The following is a 15,677-nucleotide window of genomic DNA, read 5'->3' as shown; positions in this document are numbered from 1 at the left end:
GCCCCGTTCAGATCGGGTGGGCCGCCGCATGGCGCGCCTGCTGCTCGGGCGTGAGCCGCGGCCAGGTGCGCACCCGCTCCAGCAGCGCGCCATCGAATCGCACGTCGCCGTCCAGCTTCGTGCGGGAGATGTCGGCGCCGAAGAAGTTGGCGTTGCGCAGATCGGCGCTGCGCAGGTCGGCATGCTGCAGCATGGCGTCCTTGAAGTTCACGCCCGCGAGGCGAGCCCCGGTCAGCACCGCCTTGCGCAGCAGCGTGCCTTCGGCAACGGCCAGGCGCGCGTCGCAACCCGCAAGGCGCGCCGCACCGAGGTTCGCGCCGTTCAACTGCGCCCTGACCAGCGTGCACCCGCGCATCTCGACCTCGCCCAGGTTGGCGCCGCGCAGGCTGGCTCGCGACAGGTCGGCTTCGGTGAGCGAGCAGTCCTTGGTGAAGACCGCGCCATCGAGTTGGGCGCCGGCCAGCCGTGTGCGGTCGAGCCGGCAGGTGACGAAGCTGGCGCCGGCCAGCCGCGCACCGCGCAGGTCGGTCTCGCTCAGGTCGCACTCGACCAGCGTGGCGCCCGCAAGGTTCGCCTCGCCGGCCTGCAGCCCCCGCATGTCGAGCTTGTAGAACAGGTTGTTGCCGGCTTCGACACCGCTCCAGTCGGCCGGGCCCCACGTGGTCTCGAGCAGGTTCGCGCCAGCGATGTCCGCGCGCCGCAGGCTGGTCTGCGCGAGTTGGCAGTGCATCAGGACGGCGCCCTGGAGTTGGGCCTGGTCGAACACCGCGCCCGCCAGCCGGGCACGGCCCAGGTTGGCATGGGTGAAGGTGGCACCGATGGCGATCGTGCCCTGCAGCCCGGCATGCGCGAGCACGGCCCGCGTGAAGTTCGCACCGGACACGTTCGAACCCTGCAGGTTCGCGCTCTCGAGCCAGGCGTCGGTGAAGTCGACGTCGCGCAAATCCAGCGCCGACAGGTCGGCACCGGTGAGGTCGATGCCGGGAAAGCTGCGCAGCCCCTTGCCCAGCATCCATTGCATCAGGGAGCGCCCGCCGGCCGCCACCTCGCCTTGCTGCGCATAGGCCGGCGGCTGGAGGTGCGCCGCCTGCAGGTAGCCCAGGCGCTCGGCGCCTTCGCGCTGGGCCAGTTGCCGGGCGACGACGCGCTGGTCGAAGGCCAGGCCCTCCGCGCGCTGCGCGTCGAGCTCGGCCAGATGGGCTTCGGCGTTGTAGCGTGGCGGCCCGCGGTGCGCAAGCTTCGCCATGTCGACCTGGCCCGCCTCTTCCATGTCGAGCACGCGCTGGACCTGCCCGACCATCTCCTCGATCGCGGCCCAGCGCGAGGCCTCGGCCTCCTGCTGCCTGGCCTTGAGGTAGGCCGGGAGCTCGGCCATGCTGCGTTTCTTCTCGGGCGGCGGCAGCACCATGCCCAGTGCGTCCGGGTCCTTGCCCTGCGCGCGCAGGGCCTCGCGCGCAAGGGCGATGTCGACCTCTGCGCGCTGGCGTTGCGCCTGGCCCTGCAGTCCCTCCATCGCGAAGGCCTGTTCGGCCTGCTCGGCCTCCGGGTCGCGGGTGTCGATGCCTTCGGGCAGCAGGTCCGTGTCGTTCAGCGCCTCGAGGCCGCCGTGCTTCGGATCGCTGCGCCGGGCCAGCACGTCGATGTAGTGCGCGTCGGATTTGGGGGCACCCAGCCGCTCGACCGCGCCGAGCAGGTGCACGATGTCGGCGCCATCGTCCTCCGCGCATTCGGCCATCCCATGGAACACCAGCACCAGACGCTCCGCATGCGGGAAGAACCACACGGTGGTGAGCCGCATCGGCACCTCGCGCAACTTGTGGTCGCCGGACGCGCCCCGCGCGTAGTTGACGAAGGTGCGCACGCGCAGGCCCGGCAACCGGCCCTCGATGTGGCGCTGCGTCGGATGCAGGTTGTCGAGCGCGTAGGGCTCGTCCCCGCGCAGCGCTTCGCCAAGCCACTGGTCCTTCGGCGCCATGTTGAAGTGCTTCCAGTCGAGGTCCGGCGGAAAGCCCGGCGCATGCGTCTTGAGGTAGTCGGCGTCGTAGCTTCCGCGGTACGCGATGCGCTGCGGATGCGTTGAATCGAGCGGTCCATAGCCGGCCGGCACCACCTCGGACCGTGGCGACAGAACGCGCGAGCCCGGCAGCTCGAGGTTCGGCAGGAAGCGCACGCCTGCGCCAGCCGCGCGCCCCTTGCCCAACGGGTTCGGCGCGAAGTCGCTGCCGCCATAGGCATTGGTCCAGTCGAGGTCGATCTTCCCGGGCACTGCCGCCGGTGCCGCGCGCGGCTCGTCACCGTCCCACCACCGGTCGCCGAAGGCGAGCACGGTCTTCTGCGTTCCGGCGAGCCGGACCCGCACGGCGCAGTCCGGCGACGAGCCGGCCGGGTCGGGCCACGCATGGCCGTGCACCAGGAACTCGGGCGTGAGCTTCGCCACGCCTTCGTCGAGCAGCGGCAGGGCCATCTCGCGGCCCACGAAGTTCCACATCGACTGTTCGCCCCAGAGCCGTCCGCTTGCGCCTTGCTCGAACGGCAGGTACAGGCAGTGCGTGACGCACAGGCCGTAGCGTTTGCGGTATTCGATCGCGCGGCTCGAGAAGCCGAGCGACATGGGCTTGCAGACCTGCATCAGCTGCCCACCGGATTGGAGCCACCGCTGCCGCCCTGGGGACCGGGAGACTTGCCCGCAGCCGGCATGGCGGCATCCCACGCCTTGTCCGCGGCTTCGCCGACGCCCTTGGTGTGGTCGTCCACGAACCCGGCGGCCTTGGTCGCCGCACCCGGCAGGTAGTTGCCTCCCAGTTGCGAGCCAACCGCGGCACCCGCCGCGGCGCCGAGCGGCCCACCCGCCACGAATCCCACCGCCGCACCCACGCCAGCCCCGACGGCCGTGCCGACTTGCCGCTGCCGGCGGTCCGCGCTGTCGGCCAGGGCATTGAGCTTGGTCTGCAGCCCCGGCAGTTCGGGAATGTCCTTGGCGGCATCGCGCAGCGCCTGCGCCGCATCGGCGTACTGCTTCATGGTCGCCGCGGTATCGCCGAGGCCGAGCACGCCCGCCACCAATCCGCCCAGCGCACCGACCACGGCCGCGCCGGCGGCCCCGCCCGCGCCGGCACCGGGCTGGATGATCTTGACGGCCGTGCACTCGATGTCGGCCGGCGTGTTGGTGAGGTCCAGCGCGGCCACGTTGTGCATCTGCAGCGCGGCGCAGTTCTCCATCTGGATCGCCAGCGCGTTGTCGATGCTCACGCCGAGGAAGTTGCTCATCTGCAGCCCCATGAAGGTGCTGCGCGCCATGCCCATGTTGGCTTCGCTGGACGACCCGATGTAGCCGCTCGAGTTGGAGCCCAGCACCGTGGTGTTGGAGCCCATCGAGGTCGCATTGATGTTCGCGTAGGCCATCAGGTCGATGTCGGCGCCCGCCACCAGCTTGATGCCGGCGCTCGATGCGATGGTGTGCGAGCCGGTTGCGACGTCCTTGCGTGCGCCCCCCGCCGTCACGCTGATGTCGCCCGATGCGCCGAGCTTGGTCGCCGAAGTGGTGACGCTCATTTCGCCCGTGGTGACGGCCAGCGAGGCCGAGCCGTGCACTACCGGGCCCGACACGCCGATGGTCTGGCCGACGCCGACGGTGCGGAGTTCGCCGAGCACCGACACGTCGGTACGGAAACCCTTGGTCTGGGTGAGCAGGTTGCCGGTCACCAGCAGCGCATAGTCCTTGCCGATCTTGCTGGTGTTGTAGCCGTGGATCTCCACGTCCTGATTCTTGCCCACCACGTGCGTCTCGAATTTCTTGACCGTGACGTGGCGGTCGTTTTCCACCGTGAGGCTCTGGTCATGGCCGACGCTGGTGGAATCGTCCACCTCGACCGAGGTCGACATGTTGCGCTCGGCATGGATGTTGACCAGCTCGGAGCCCTTCTGGTCCTCGAACATGATCTCGTTGTAGTTCGAGGGGCTGCCGCCAGGCGTCGAGCGCGTCCTGAAGCCGCTCTGCGTGGCCGACTTGTAGGGAATGCCTTGCTCGTCGTTGTAGACGCGGCCCACGATGATCGGCCGGTCGGGGTTGCCGTTGATGAAGTCGACGATCACTTCCTGGCCGATGCGCGGCGCGAAGTAGCCGCCCCATCCCTTGCCGGCCCAGGGCTGCGAGACCCGCACCCAGCAGGTGGACTTCTCGTCGCTCTCGTCGTAGCGGTCCCAGAAGAAATGCACCTTGACGCGGCCGAACTCGTCCACGTCGTGCTCCTTGCCCTTGGCACCGACCACGATGGCGGTCTGCGGCCCCGGCATGACCACGCGCGGCGTGAGGCGCGGTGGACGGAACGGCATGTCCATGGGCAGCACCGTGAGCAGGAAGGCGCAGCCGCCGCGCACGTCGGGCATGCGCGCAATCAGCGCCTCGAGGACGGCGCGCGTGTCGGCACCGACGGCGTCGTCGTCCAGTGCCTCGCGCAACGTGAGCGCCAAGGGCTCGGGAGCGTCGCCGATGTGCAGGCCCTCGTAGCCCGGATGGCTCGCGACGAAGGTGCAGGCCGCGATGAAATAGTCGCCGTCGCGCGTGCGGTCGGGGTCGCCCTTGTAGGCGAAGCTGCGGCCGGCGGTCACGTCGGGCCATGCGGTGAACGCCCAGTGCCGGTCGCGCCGTGCACCCAGCTCCTCGGCGCGCACCTTGGCGCTGCTCTCGGCATCCTCGCCGCTGAAGTAGCCGCCCGGAAAATCGAAGGCCTCGAAATCCGCCAGTTCGTGGTCGTCGGCCGCGTCGACGTTGGCACCCAGCGTCTTGTTGATGGCCTTGAAGTCGCTGTCGCGGCTCGCATGCTTGCCGGTGTCGAACTGGCGCGCGCTGACCCATTGGGAAATCTCGTTGAAGCGCGCCTCGCTCGCATTGCCGGCCATGTGGTTCAGCGTGTCGGCCACGGGCAGTTTGTCGTGCGCGATGTCGCTGGCGTCGGACAGATGCATCGTGCCGGGCGCGTCGTGCGCATCGAACCAGTAGTAGATGCCCTCGTCCTCGAGCAGGCGCGACAGGTAGCGATAGTCGCTCTCGAGGTGCTGCACGCAATAGCGGCGAGGCTTGTGGGCACCGATCACCTTGCCCGGCTTGGTCTTCTTGAATCGCTTGATCGGGCTGTCCTCGAAGACGGCGTCGAGCACCTCGAGCACCTTCTTGTCCTGCAGGATGCGAGAGTTGCTGCGCTTGGTCAGAAGCCAGAACCACGAGCGCAGCGCGATGCGGTACTCGAAGTAGCGGCCGGCCGCCTGCACGCGCGTGAAGCGCACCGCATGTCCCTGGCAATGCCGCTCGTGCGTGCCGCCATCCGAATCCAGGAATTCGATCACCACGTCGAAGGCACGCCCGAGGATGTCCTTCGCATCGATGGCCCGGTTCTTCGAGAGAACCGTGAGCTCGTAGAACGACGGGCGCGCGAGCGCTTCATGGCCGACGATGCGCCAGAACATCAGGTCGTCCTTGGCGGGGGAGTCGGTCTCTATGCGGAACTCGTTGTCGGCCATTTTTTTCTCTTTGGAACTTATGGGCGCTTGTTCGGGGTGCGTGCACAGGCCACCGGGTACTCCCCTGCGCGAATGTCCCCCGGGCTTCGCCCTCCTCCTTTATTTCGCTGCGGGGAGCACCCGATGCCCTGTGCACGATGGGCGCTGCCGTTGTTTCGCTCGATCAACAAGTGCTCTGAACGATCACGCCGATGGGGTGCCTTGCGCAGCGAAATAAGGGAGGAGGCCGCAGGCCGGGGGACATTCGCGGAGCAAGGTACCCCGTCGGCGTGATCCCACCGCGACCAATGCACAACGCAAACTGAAGAGCAGACTTTCATTTCAGTCGAAGGCATAAGTGAAGTCGGCATCCTTCACGTCGAGTGCCACCCGGCGGATCTCCCCACCCGACGCCAGCCGTTGCAGGTACTCGACCGAGATCGTCGGCAGCACGGTGTTCGTCAGGATCGCGTCGATCACGCGCCCGCCCGACTCCGGGTCCTGGCAGCGCGCGACCACCTGCTCGACCACCGCCTCGCTGTATTCGAAAGGCACGCCGTGGTTGGTCTCCACGCGCTTCTTGATGCGGCCCAGCTGCAGCCGCACGATCTTCTTCATCATCTCGGGCGACAGCGGGTAATAGGGAATGGTGACGATGCGGCCCAGCAGCGCGGGCGGGAACACCTTCATCAGCGGCGCCTTGAGCGCATCGGCCAACGCATTGGAATCGGGCAGTAGCTCGGGGTCGCGGCACATGCTCATCACCAGCTCGCTGCCGGCGTTGGTGGTCAGCAGGATGATCGTGTTCTTGAAATCGATCATGCGGCCCTCGCCGTCTTCCATCCAGCCCTTGTCGAACACCTGGAAGAAGATCTCGTGCACGTCGGGGTGGGCCTTCTCCACTTCGTCGAGCAGCACCACGCTGTACGGACGGCGGCGCACCGCCTCGGTCAGGATGCCGCCCTCGCCGTAGCCCACGTAGCCCGGCGGCGCGCCCTTGAGCGTGGAGACCGTGTGCGCCTCCTGGAACTCGCTCATGTTGATGGTGATGATGTTCTGCTCGCCACCGTACAGCGCCTCGGCCAGCGCGAGCGCGGTCTCGGTCTTGCCCACGCCCGAGGTGCCGCAGAGCATGAACACACCGATGGGCTTCTGCGGGTTGTCGAGCCGCGCGCGCGAGGTCTGGATGCGGCGCGCGATCATCTCCAGGCCGTGCTTCTGGCCGATGACGCGCTGGTTGAGCGTGTCGGCGAGCTTGAGCACGGCTTCGACTTCGTTCTTGACCATGCGGCCGACGGGAATGCCGGTCCAGTCGGCGACGACCGAGGCCACCGCCTGCTCGTCGACCGAGGGCAGGATGAGCGGCGACTCGCCCTGCACCGCGTGGATCTTGGCCTGCAGCTCGTGCAACTCCTCAAGCAGCGCGGCACGGTCTTCGCTCCCTCCCCCGCTGGGGGAGGGCTGGGGTGGGGGCACGTCGGCCTTGGCATCACCGCCGGCCGGCGCATCGACCGGCTTGTTCCCCGCCCGCAGCTTGGCGCGCAGTTCGAGCAGCCGGTCGACCAGTCCCTTCTCTTCCTTCCACCGCGCATTGAGCCCTTCGAGCTGGGTCTTCGATTCGTCGAGCAGCCCCGCTACCTGCGCCGCGCGCTTGGTCACATCGATGCCGATGGCCTCCTCGCGCCCGATGATTTCCTGCTCGACCGTGAGCCCCTCGATGCGGCGCATGCAGTCTTCCACCTCGGGCGGCGTCGCGTGCTGCGACACGGCCACGCGCGCGCAGGCGGTGTCGAGCAGGCTCACGGCCTTGTCGGGCAGCTGGCGCGCGGGAATGTAGCGGTGGCTCAGCTTCACCGCCGCCTCGATGGCCTCGTCGAGCAGCTGCACGCGGTGGTGCTTCTCGAGCACGCTGGCCACGCCGCGCAGCATCAGGATCGCCTTGGTCTCGTCGGGCTCGGGCACCTGCACGACCTGGAAGCGGCGGGTGAGCGCCGGGTCTTTCTCGATGTATTTCTTGTACTCGGCCCAGGTGGTGGCGCCGATGGTGCGCAGGTTGCCGCGCGCCAGTGCCGGCTTGAGCAGGTTGGCCGCGTCGCCGGTGCCGGCCGCGCCGCCCGCGCCCACCAGCGTGTGGATCTCGTCGATGAACAGGATGATGGGCGTGGGCGAGCTCTGCACCTCGTCGATCACCTGCCGCAACCGCTGCTCGAACTCGCCCTTCATGCTCGCGCCGGCCTGCAGCAGGCCGATGTCGAGCGTGAGCAGCTTCACGTCCTTCAGCTGCGGCGGCACGTCGCCACGCGCGAGCCTCTGCGCGAAGCCCTCGACCACGGCCGTCTTGCCGACGCCCGCCTCGCCGGTCAGCAGCGGGTTGTTCTGGCGGCGGCGCATGAGGATGTCGACGATCTGGCGGATCTCCTCGTCGCGCCCGGTCACCGGATCCATCTCGCCCTTCTTCGCCTTCTCAGTGAGGTCGACCGCGAACTTCTTCAGCGCATCGCCCTTGCCCATTGCGGCCGGCGCCATCGCGCCCGAGTCTTCGCCGGGTGCGCCGCTGCCCATGCCGGTGCCGTCCTGCGCGCGCATCTGCGCTTCGGGCGAGGCATCGCAGATCTTGGCGAAGTTGTCCGCCAGGTCTTCGACCTTGACCTTCTCGAACTGCTTCGACAAGCCGAACAGCGGGTTGCGCAGGCTCTGCGTCTTGAGCATGCCCACCAGCAGGTAGCCGGTGCGCACCTGTGCCTCGCCGAACTGCAGCGTGGCGTAGGTCCAGGCGCGCTCGATGGCGTTCTCGATGTGCGGCGAAAAGTCGCTGATGGCGGTGGCGCCGCGCGGCAGGCGGTCGAGCGCGGCGGTCATGTCTTTCGCGATGACCGACACGTCGAGCCCGTAGTGCTGGATCACGCGGTGCAGGTCGGAGTCCTGCGCCTGCAGCAGCTGGGCGAACCAGTGCTCCAGCTCCACGTACGGATTGCCCCTCATCTTGCAGAACACGGTGGCGCCCTCGATGGCCTTGTAGGCCAGCGCGTTGAGCTTGCCGAAAAGGGCGGTGCGGCTGATTTCACTCATGAGGGACTCCGTATCTCTTCTGAACGAATGAAGATGGGTTGATTGAAAGGCTGGCTGCCGATGCGCACCTCCGCTGCGTCGCGCGAACGTGTGCGCTGCCCGAGCCACGAGACCCAGCCGAGGCGCGGCCCGTTGCCCTTCGCATCGCCGAGGCGCGTGAGCGGCACCTGCGTCTTTTCGAGCACGAGTTCGGCGTCCCACTCCAGCTCGTCGCCCAGCAGTTGCTGCATCCAGCGCTGCAGCACGGGCCGTGCGTTGCCGATCGGCAGGAACATGCGGTACTGGTCGAGCGTGAGCGGCCCCAGGTGCAGCCGCACGCGGTGCTGGCGGTCCCAGGCGCGGGTGCCGAGCATGGCGCCCATGCCCATCGAGCGCGAACTCTCGCCCCGCCCCAGCCGCGTGAGCTCCCCGGCCGGCAGGCTCATCCAGTGGCCGACCCAGCGCTCCAGCTTCACGGGCACGCCGAAGTAGCTGCACAGCACCGACTCCACGCCCTCCACGTTGTGCACGCGGCGCGCGAGCCAGCCCGAGAAATGCAGGCGCGCGTCGTCATGGATCTCGTCGCGGTCCACGCGGCCCGGCGTGCCGATGCCGATCAGCGCGCCGATCTGCAGGCGGAAGCGGTCCTCGCCCGGCCGGTCGAGCGCCACGGCCGGCCGCGACTGCGCCCAGGCGCGATAGAAGTGCAGCGAGAAACGGTGCGAGAAGCTGTCGAGAAAGGCCAGCCACGTCGGGTCGCCGTGGTTCAGGCTGCGCTCGCGGATGAAGTCGCTCAGGTGCACCGGCAGCGGGCCGTTGGGGCCGATGTAGCCGAAGAACTGCTGGCGCAAGCGTGGCGGTGAATGCGCAGTGGCGGGCTCGAAGCGGCTGAAGCTCGCGGGAGCGAACGACAGCGAAGGCTCCTGCCCCACACGCACCGGTTCGGCGTTCGGCAACAGGGCACGGCCCCAGCGCGGCGTGGTCTTCGCGACCGATTCGAGCCGCCGCATCACCGCGAAATAGTCGAAGGCCCACGGCTGCGCCGACCACTCGCGCAGTGCGGCGTCGACCCGCGCACTCACAGAATCTGGCGCGTCCCGCACAGCGGCCTCCAGCGCATGGTCTCGCCCTTGCCTGCGATGCGCAGCACGGTTTCGACGAAATGATTCACCTCTACATGGCGCGACAGGAAGCGCGCGAGCACAGCGCCGAACAGGAACGCGCTGTGGCCGTGGAAGGCGTCCTTGTCGACTTCAAGCGTCACTTCGAGCCCGCGCCCGAAGGCGATCGGCCCTTTGAGCGGCAGCCTGCGCGCGACGGGCCTGCACTTCACCGACAGCAGCCCGCGCACCTGGCCCTGGCGCATCTCGTCGGCATGCACGGCATAGAGCATCAGCGTCTCGCGCAATGCGGCGGCGCCCTGCTCCGGCGTGCTGTCGGACAGCGACAGGTAGTTGAGCGCGAGGTGGTCGACCACGCGCCACCCCAGCCCCTGGCTCACTACCGGCGACACCGGCCGCGACGGCCCGCGCACCATGCGCACGCGCTGCACGGGGAAGGAATCGACGCAGTCGAAGTCGTTCTCGCGGCCCAGCGGCATGAGCAGCGGCAGGTCGCGGTTGGTGCACAGCGCGGTCACCGCCAGCTGCCGCAGCGTGGCCGCATACGGCGCCTGCTGCGGATCGACGATCTGCATGTAGACCTCGGAGCCAATGTGGCTGCTGCGGTTGCCCTCGGTGCGCTGGCGCACCGACAGCATGCGCGGCTCGCGCGTGGTGGTGAAGTAGGCCGGGTGGCTCGTGCGGCTGCCGTGGAAGGCCGAGTAGAAGGGCCTGAACGGCTGCTCGACCGCCGCCGCATCGGCACCGGGCGCGCCATGGCCGATGACCTCGGTGACGGTGTGCACCTCGAAGTCCTGCGGCCGCGTGCGGTCGGGCACGAGGTGGAACTGGCTCACGCCCTCGGTCATGGCCACGCGGTCGAGCCGCTTGGTGAAAAGGTTGACGGCGGGCACGCAATGCAGCTGCACGTTGTCGGCGCTCACGAGCTTTTCGAGCGCCGCGTCGCCGCGCGAGAACAGCAGCACGATCTCGACATCGGTCACCGGCATCGTGGCCAGCAGCGCCTCGAGCCCGCCGATGCGCACGAACTGGAAGCGCTGCGCAAACGCGAAGTACTCCTGAAGCAGGCGAAAGCCCGAGAAGCCGGTGGCAGTGGCGGGCAGCAGCGCCTCGTCGTCCTCGAAGCCGACCGCGCCGATGGCGCTGGCGGGCAGGCTCTGTGCCGCGCCCTGCAAGGCACCACTCGGTGCCAGCGGCCGCACCAGCACGCCGACGGGCTGGCCCAGCGCGCATTCGTGCAGCTGCCAGGCCACGTCTTCGGCGCCTCCGAAGTGCAGCACGAGGTCGTCAAGCGCGATCTGGCTGAAGTTCAGGCCGGCCGTGGCGCGCAGCGCGATGCGCAGGCCGCCGCGGATGGCGCGCGACTGCGGGTGCGTGTTGAGTGGCAGGTCGGGGGCGTAGGTGAAGTACTGCGCACGCTGCACCTCGATGGGCCACACGCGCAGCGCGCTGGCCGTGCGGAACTCGCAATGTGTGTTCTGCCCCACGGCCTGCCGCGCACGCAGGCCGCTGCCGCGCGGCAGGCTCGGGCCGGTCGCGAGGTTCGCGTCGTCGGGGTCGGGCACGAAGGACACGATCACCATCGCCGGCGTCGGCGCGAGGAAGTGCGGATAGACGATGTCGAGCAGGTGGCCCGTGAAGCGCGGGTACTCGGCGTCGAGCTTCAGGCCCACGCGCGCCGACAGGAACGCGGTGGCCTCGATGAGCCGCTCCACGTAAGGGTCGGCCACCTCCTGGCCCTCGATGCCAAGTCGGTGCGCGATCTTCGGGAACGCGCGCGCGAACTCGGCAGAGCTTTCGCGGAAGTAGCGCAGCTCCTGTTCGTACAGACTCAGCAGCCTGGGGTCCATCTCTTCACTCCAGGAAGGCGGCCGCCGCCGGGCCGCCCCGAGGCGGGCCGCGCCTCCCCCTCGGGGGGTGGCGAATTACACGAAGCGCAGCGCAGTGAAAAGCCGGGGGGCTCATAACTTCTGCGCCATGTCCACGATCTCGATGCGTCCTTCTTCCAGGTCTACGCGGCTTCGCATCAGGAACTCGAGCGGTACCGGCTGCGCCCACAGCATGCCGCGGATCTGCAGGCCGATGCTGTTGTGGGAGTCCAGTGCCGGGCCTTCCATGACGAGTTCCACTTCGAGTGTGCGGGACAAAATGCGCGGCTCGAACTGCAGGATTGCGTTCTTCAAAGCCTGTTCCATGCTGACACGCTGCACCGACGAGGTGAACTGGCCAGACAGCATAGGCAATCCGTAGTTGATGACCGAGCGTGCGGCATTCGGGTACTGCCTGTCGTCCATCGCAAGGCCGTAGCCGGTGGCGTTGAACAGCCAGCCGAGGTCGCGCAGCACGGCCTGGCGCAGCGCCTGCTTGGTCAGCGTGCGCTTCTCGTCGCTCTCGCGCTTCTCGTCGGGCGCGTTGTCGACGAGGCGGTCGAGCAGCGAAGGCTGCAGCCGCTCCTGCGCGGTGAGTTCAGCCACCGGCGCTGCTTTCGCCGCCCTCGGGCGTGAACAGGATCTCGCGCACGTCCATCAGCGCGTACTCGCCCGCGTCGCTGCCGAGCACGCGCTGGCCATGGCCGGCCCAGACCTCGGGGCGCAGTTCGCGCCACTCGGTCTTGCGCGCAAGAAGCAGCTCGCCGTCCTCGGTCTTCTCGGTGCCTTCGTAGCGCGTGGGAATCAGCGCAAGCGTTTCGCCGCCGTTCTCGAACTGCAGGTGCGCGGGCATCCACACGCAGTCGCGCAGGTCCTCGGGCGGCTCGATCTTGATGTGCGCGAGGCGCGCGTACGGAATCCAGTAGTACTTGCCGTTGACGAAGGCTTCGAGCACCGGCCCCAGGCGCATGTCGGCATCGGCGAGCCACTCGAAGGGCGCGCCGTCGATGGTGCCGCTGATGGCGGGCGCACCGTCGAAGGCGCGCTGGCGCAGGTCCTCGGCCAGCTCGCTTTCTCCGCGGCCCTGGCGCAGCAGCGACTCGATGAGCAGCGCCAGCCACTCGTCGGGCTGGCCGAAGATCATCGGCGTGCGCGTGCCGGCGAACACTTCGGCGCGCAGGCCCTCGCAGCGCACGGCCTCGCCGTAGACCTGCTTCATGGGCACGGCGAGCGCGTCGAGTTCGGCCGCCACGCTGAGCTGGTTCAGCGCGCGCTCCCATTGGCCGAGCACGCACAGCAGCTGCGCCATGAAGACGCGGTGCTTGCTGTCTGCGGGCCTGGCGCGCACGTCGTCGCTCAGGGCCTTGAGGGCGGCGGCCGGGTCGGCGGCCTTGAGGAGTTCGGCGGCGGTCGTCATGGTGTGCGGCTCCTGGATGTGGCGGCGTTCAGGCGCGGGTGAACTGGCATTCGCGCACCGCGCCGCGCAAGCCGGTGGTCTTCTGCGGCGCCGACTTGACCTTCACCGTGCGGTAGCTGATGGAGACCAGCTCCGAGGGCACGCCCCAGTGGCCGCCGGAGTTGAGCACCAGCCGGCAGATGCGGGCGTTCTCCAGCACCAGCTCGAAAGTCGACTGCGCATCGGGCGAGCGCTCGTCGCCGCCGGCCTTGAAGGCGCTGATGACGACCTTCAGGTCTTTCTCCTGCGTGCGCAGCAGGCTGGCGAGCGTGGCGGTGGCCGCGTCGCTGCGGCGCGCGACGATCAGGTTGTTGGGCACGACCTGGTTCTGGCTGGACGACTCGGGCACCTGCACCGACCAGTAGTAGCCGCCGATGTTCAGCCGCGCCTTGCCGTCGTCGAAGGAGCGGTCGAGCTCGGCTTCGACGGGCGCGCCCTTGTTCTCGATCAGCATGACAAGGTCGGTTTCCGCGGAGCCGGTGCCGATCAGGTCGTAGAACTGCCGGGCGTCTTCAGGGCTCCAGGAGCCGTCGTCGAGAAATGCCATATCACCTCCGGGGTGCGAAAGAAAAAAGGTTGAACCGAAATCGCATGCGCCGGCTTCATGGCCGGGCTCCGCCGTCCGCAGCGCCGCTTCTGCGCAGCAAGGCCGCGAACACCTGCCGCTCGCCACTCTCGGCCGGCGGCTGGCCGCCGCGCACGCGCACTTCCGACACCTCGGCCTGTGCGTAAGCCACGCCGAACAGGCGTGGCGCGCTGTAGGGCGTGGCGGGCACGGCCATGACCAGCAGGCGCGCATCGCCGGCGGCGTCGAGCCAGGGCAGGTCGAAGCGCTTGACCGAGGGCTGCTCGGGCGTGCCGCGCTTGAAGCGGTTGGTTTCGCCGAGCTCGTCGGGGTAGACCGACTGCAGGTTGCCGCGCGCATCGATGCCGGCGATGACGAGGTCGAGCGAGCGGCCGCTGGTGTTGCGCACGGTCAGGCGCACGCGCTCCCCGGCGCGCGGCGATGGCAGCATGGCTGCAGCCTGAACGACGGGCACGCTGCGCAGCAGCCGATCGGCGCTCCAGACCTCGAGCGTCGCATCGAAGCCGTCGAGCTGGCCGTCCTTGCCATAGGCCTGCAGCTGCGCGAGCCACTTGAGCTGCGCCAGGGCCTGCAGGCGGCGGCGCAGGGCAGCGGTGTCGGGCAGCACCACGGTGGAGACCGTCGCGCCGAGCATCGGCGCGAGCAGCTCGAGGCGCTGTCCCGGGGGGCCGAGGTCGGTCCAGCGCACGTCGGCGGTGGCCGCGTCGTCGGCCCGGCGGATCGCCGCCGGATAGTCGAGGCTGAGGCCGGCGGGCAAGGGCTTGTCGGCACGCACGCGCAAGGCGGTGGCGACCGGCTCGGTCATGGGCGTGACGCTCCAGAACGCGCTGCCCGACACGTCCTTCAACGCCGCGGGTACAGCGAGCCACGCGCCGCCGAGCTTGATCTGCGCCACCGTGGCCGGCGCGCTGCGCACGGCGCCGTCGTCGAGCGTCGCGATCACACGCAGCTCCTGCTGCTGTGCAAGGCCATCGAGCAGGCCGGCCTTGATGGCCAGGCTGTCGCCGCTGCGCTGCGCGCGCCACACGGGGCGCGTGGACGCGGGCGCGCCGCTGTTGGCGAACAGCGGCGCATCGAGGTTGCCTTCGGCCACCGGGGACGGCAGCTCGCGCGTGGGAAAGCGCTGTGCGAGTTCGTCGATGACCGGCGGGTACAGCGCGAGCACGCCGTCGAACAGGTCGCGCCAGGTGGCGGGCTTGCGCGACAGCGCCTCGACCATGGCCCAGGTCAGCAGGCCCTGCGGCCGGGCGTTGCGCGCCTTGCGCGGCAGGCGCAGCTCGGGCGTGATCTGGTGGCTCTCGGAGGCGAAGAAGGCGACGTAGCGGGCGCGCGGCACGGCTTCGGCCGGTATGGGCGGCGTCAGGGGTCGTACCGGCGCTGCACCGCCAGTCAGTTGGGTCGCGCGCAGGCCGCGCCAGCGCACCTCGTCGTCGCTCGGGCCCTCGGCGGTGGCGGGTGCATCGGCGGTGCCGCGCGTCATGGAGTTGGCAGAGCAGGTGTCGAACACCGAGGCGACGAACACGTTCTTCGCGAGGAAGGACTGGATCCATGCATCGAAGTCGGCGTCGCGCAGGTCGCCCGTGAGCACGTTGTCGCTGCCCAGCGTGCCGCGCACGTCGCGCGCGAGGAAGTTCTCGGAGAGGCCATCGGGCTCCTGGTAGCGCTTGGCGATGTCGCGCAGCCGGGTGCCGTGGCCGGAGAAGTACAGCAGCACGAAGTCGCCGCTTCCCGACTGCGCAAGCAACTTGGCAAGAGCCTCGTGGATGGCCTGCGATTCGGGCAATGCGGCGCCATTCACGCCGTCGGCGAGCATGGCGATGTCGGACGCCGCGAAGCCCTGCTTGAGCAGCGCATCGCGCATCAGCATCACGTCGTTGCGCGGCGCTTGCAGCCACAGCGCCTGCGGCTGGTTGGCGAGTTCGGAGACGCCGACGAGTAGCGCGCGCGGGGTGGCGAAAGCAAGGGTGCAGCAGGCGAGCAGCCACAGCACGAGCAGCACCTGCAGAACGCGAAGTTGTGTTGTTCCTTCCCTCTTTGGGGGAAGGCTGGGATGGGGGCGGGCAGAGCGCCCGTCGGATACGCCGCCTGCCCCCACCCCGGCC

General features: G+C 69.1%; 9 protein-coding genes. All 9 read right to left on the bottom strand.

Going from position 1 to position 15,677, the window contains the following annotated elements; all coding sequences use genetic code 11:
- Window positions 1-7 precede the first annotated feature (7 nt).
- The 9 genes from ACCD11_RS18080 to ACCD11_RS18040 all read right to left on the bottom strand — a co-directional run bounded on the left by ACCD11_RS18080 (window position 8) and on the right by ACCD11_RS18040 (window position 15,565).
- Entirely contained in the window at window positions 8-2,611 is a 2,604-nt protein-coding gene (locus tag ACCD11_RS18080; RefSeq protein WP_413314927.1) for a DUF2169 domain-containing protein, read from the bottom strand.
- 17 nt (window positions 2,612-2,628) lie between these two features.
- Entirely contained in the window at window positions 2,629-5,517 is a 2,889-nt protein-coding gene (locus ACCD11_RS18075; RefSeq protein WP_413314926.1) for a type VI secretion system Vgr family protein, read from the bottom strand.
- Between the two features lie 321 nt (window positions 5,518-5,838).
- Window positions 5,839-8,565, bottom strand: coding sequence for a type VI secretion system ATPase TssH (tssH, locus tag ACCD11_RS18070; RefSeq protein WP_413314925.1), 2,727 nt, complete (start codon window positions 8,563-8,565; stop codon window positions 5,839-5,841).
- Window positions 8,562-9,626, bottom strand: a complete 1,065-nt coding sequence (gene tssG, locus ACCD11_RS18065; protein ID WP_413314924.1) for a type VI secretion system baseplate subunit TssG — start codon at window positions 9,624-9,626, stop codon at window positions 8,562-8,564. The genes tssH and tssG overlap by 4 nt, the downstream gene beginning before the upstream one ends.
- On the bottom strand, window positions 9,623-11,515 hold the full coding sequence (gene tssF / locus ACCD11_RS18060) for a type VI secretion system baseplate subunit TssF (RefSeq protein WP_413314923.1): 1,893 nt from the start codon (window positions 11,513-11,515) through the stop codon (window positions 9,623-9,625). Before tssF ends, tssG begins: the two co-directional genes overlap by 4 nt.
- A 111-nt stretch (window positions 11,516-11,626) precedes the next feature.
- Window positions 11,627-12,139, bottom strand: coding sequence for a type VI secretion system baseplate subunit TssE (gene tssE, locus ACCD11_RS18055; protein ID WP_007833351.1), 513 nt, complete (start codon window positions 12,137-12,139; stop codon window positions 11,627-11,629).
- Complete coding sequence (locus ACCD11_RS18050) at window positions 12,132-12,950, bottom strand: type VI secretion system accessory protein TagJ (RefSeq protein ID WP_007833350.1); 819 nt, start codon at window positions 12,948-12,950, stop codon at window positions 12,132-12,134. The genes tssE and ACCD11_RS18050 overlap by 8 nt, the downstream gene beginning before the upstream one ends.
- Window positions 12,951-12,978: 28 nt before the next feature.
- Window positions 12,979-13,536 carry a type VI secretion system tube protein Hcp gene (locus ACCD11_RS18045; protein WP_007833348.1) on the bottom strand — a complete coding sequence of 186 codons (558 nt, stop codon included), beginning with the start codon at window positions 13,534-13,536 and terminating at the stop codon, window positions 12,979-12,981.
- Between the two features lie 55 nt (window positions 13,537-13,591).
- The gene (locus tag ACCD11_RS18040) at window positions 13,592-15,565 is read right to left on the bottom strand and encodes a caspase family protein (protein ID WP_413314922.1); all 1,974 of its coding nucleotides are present in this window, start codon (window positions 15,563-15,565) and stop codon (window positions 13,592-13,594) included.
- Between the last annotated feature and the right edge of the window lie 112 nt (window positions 15,566-15,677).

The organism is Variovorax sp. Varisp36 (genome assembly GCF_047304235.1).
In the GTDB taxonomy this organism is placed as follows: domain Bacteria; phylum Pseudomonadota; class Gammaproteobacteria; order Burkholderiales; family Burkholderiaceae_C; genus Variovorax.
Note: the sequence above shows the minus strand (reverse complement) of the source record. Positions and strands in the feature narration are given on the sequence as shown.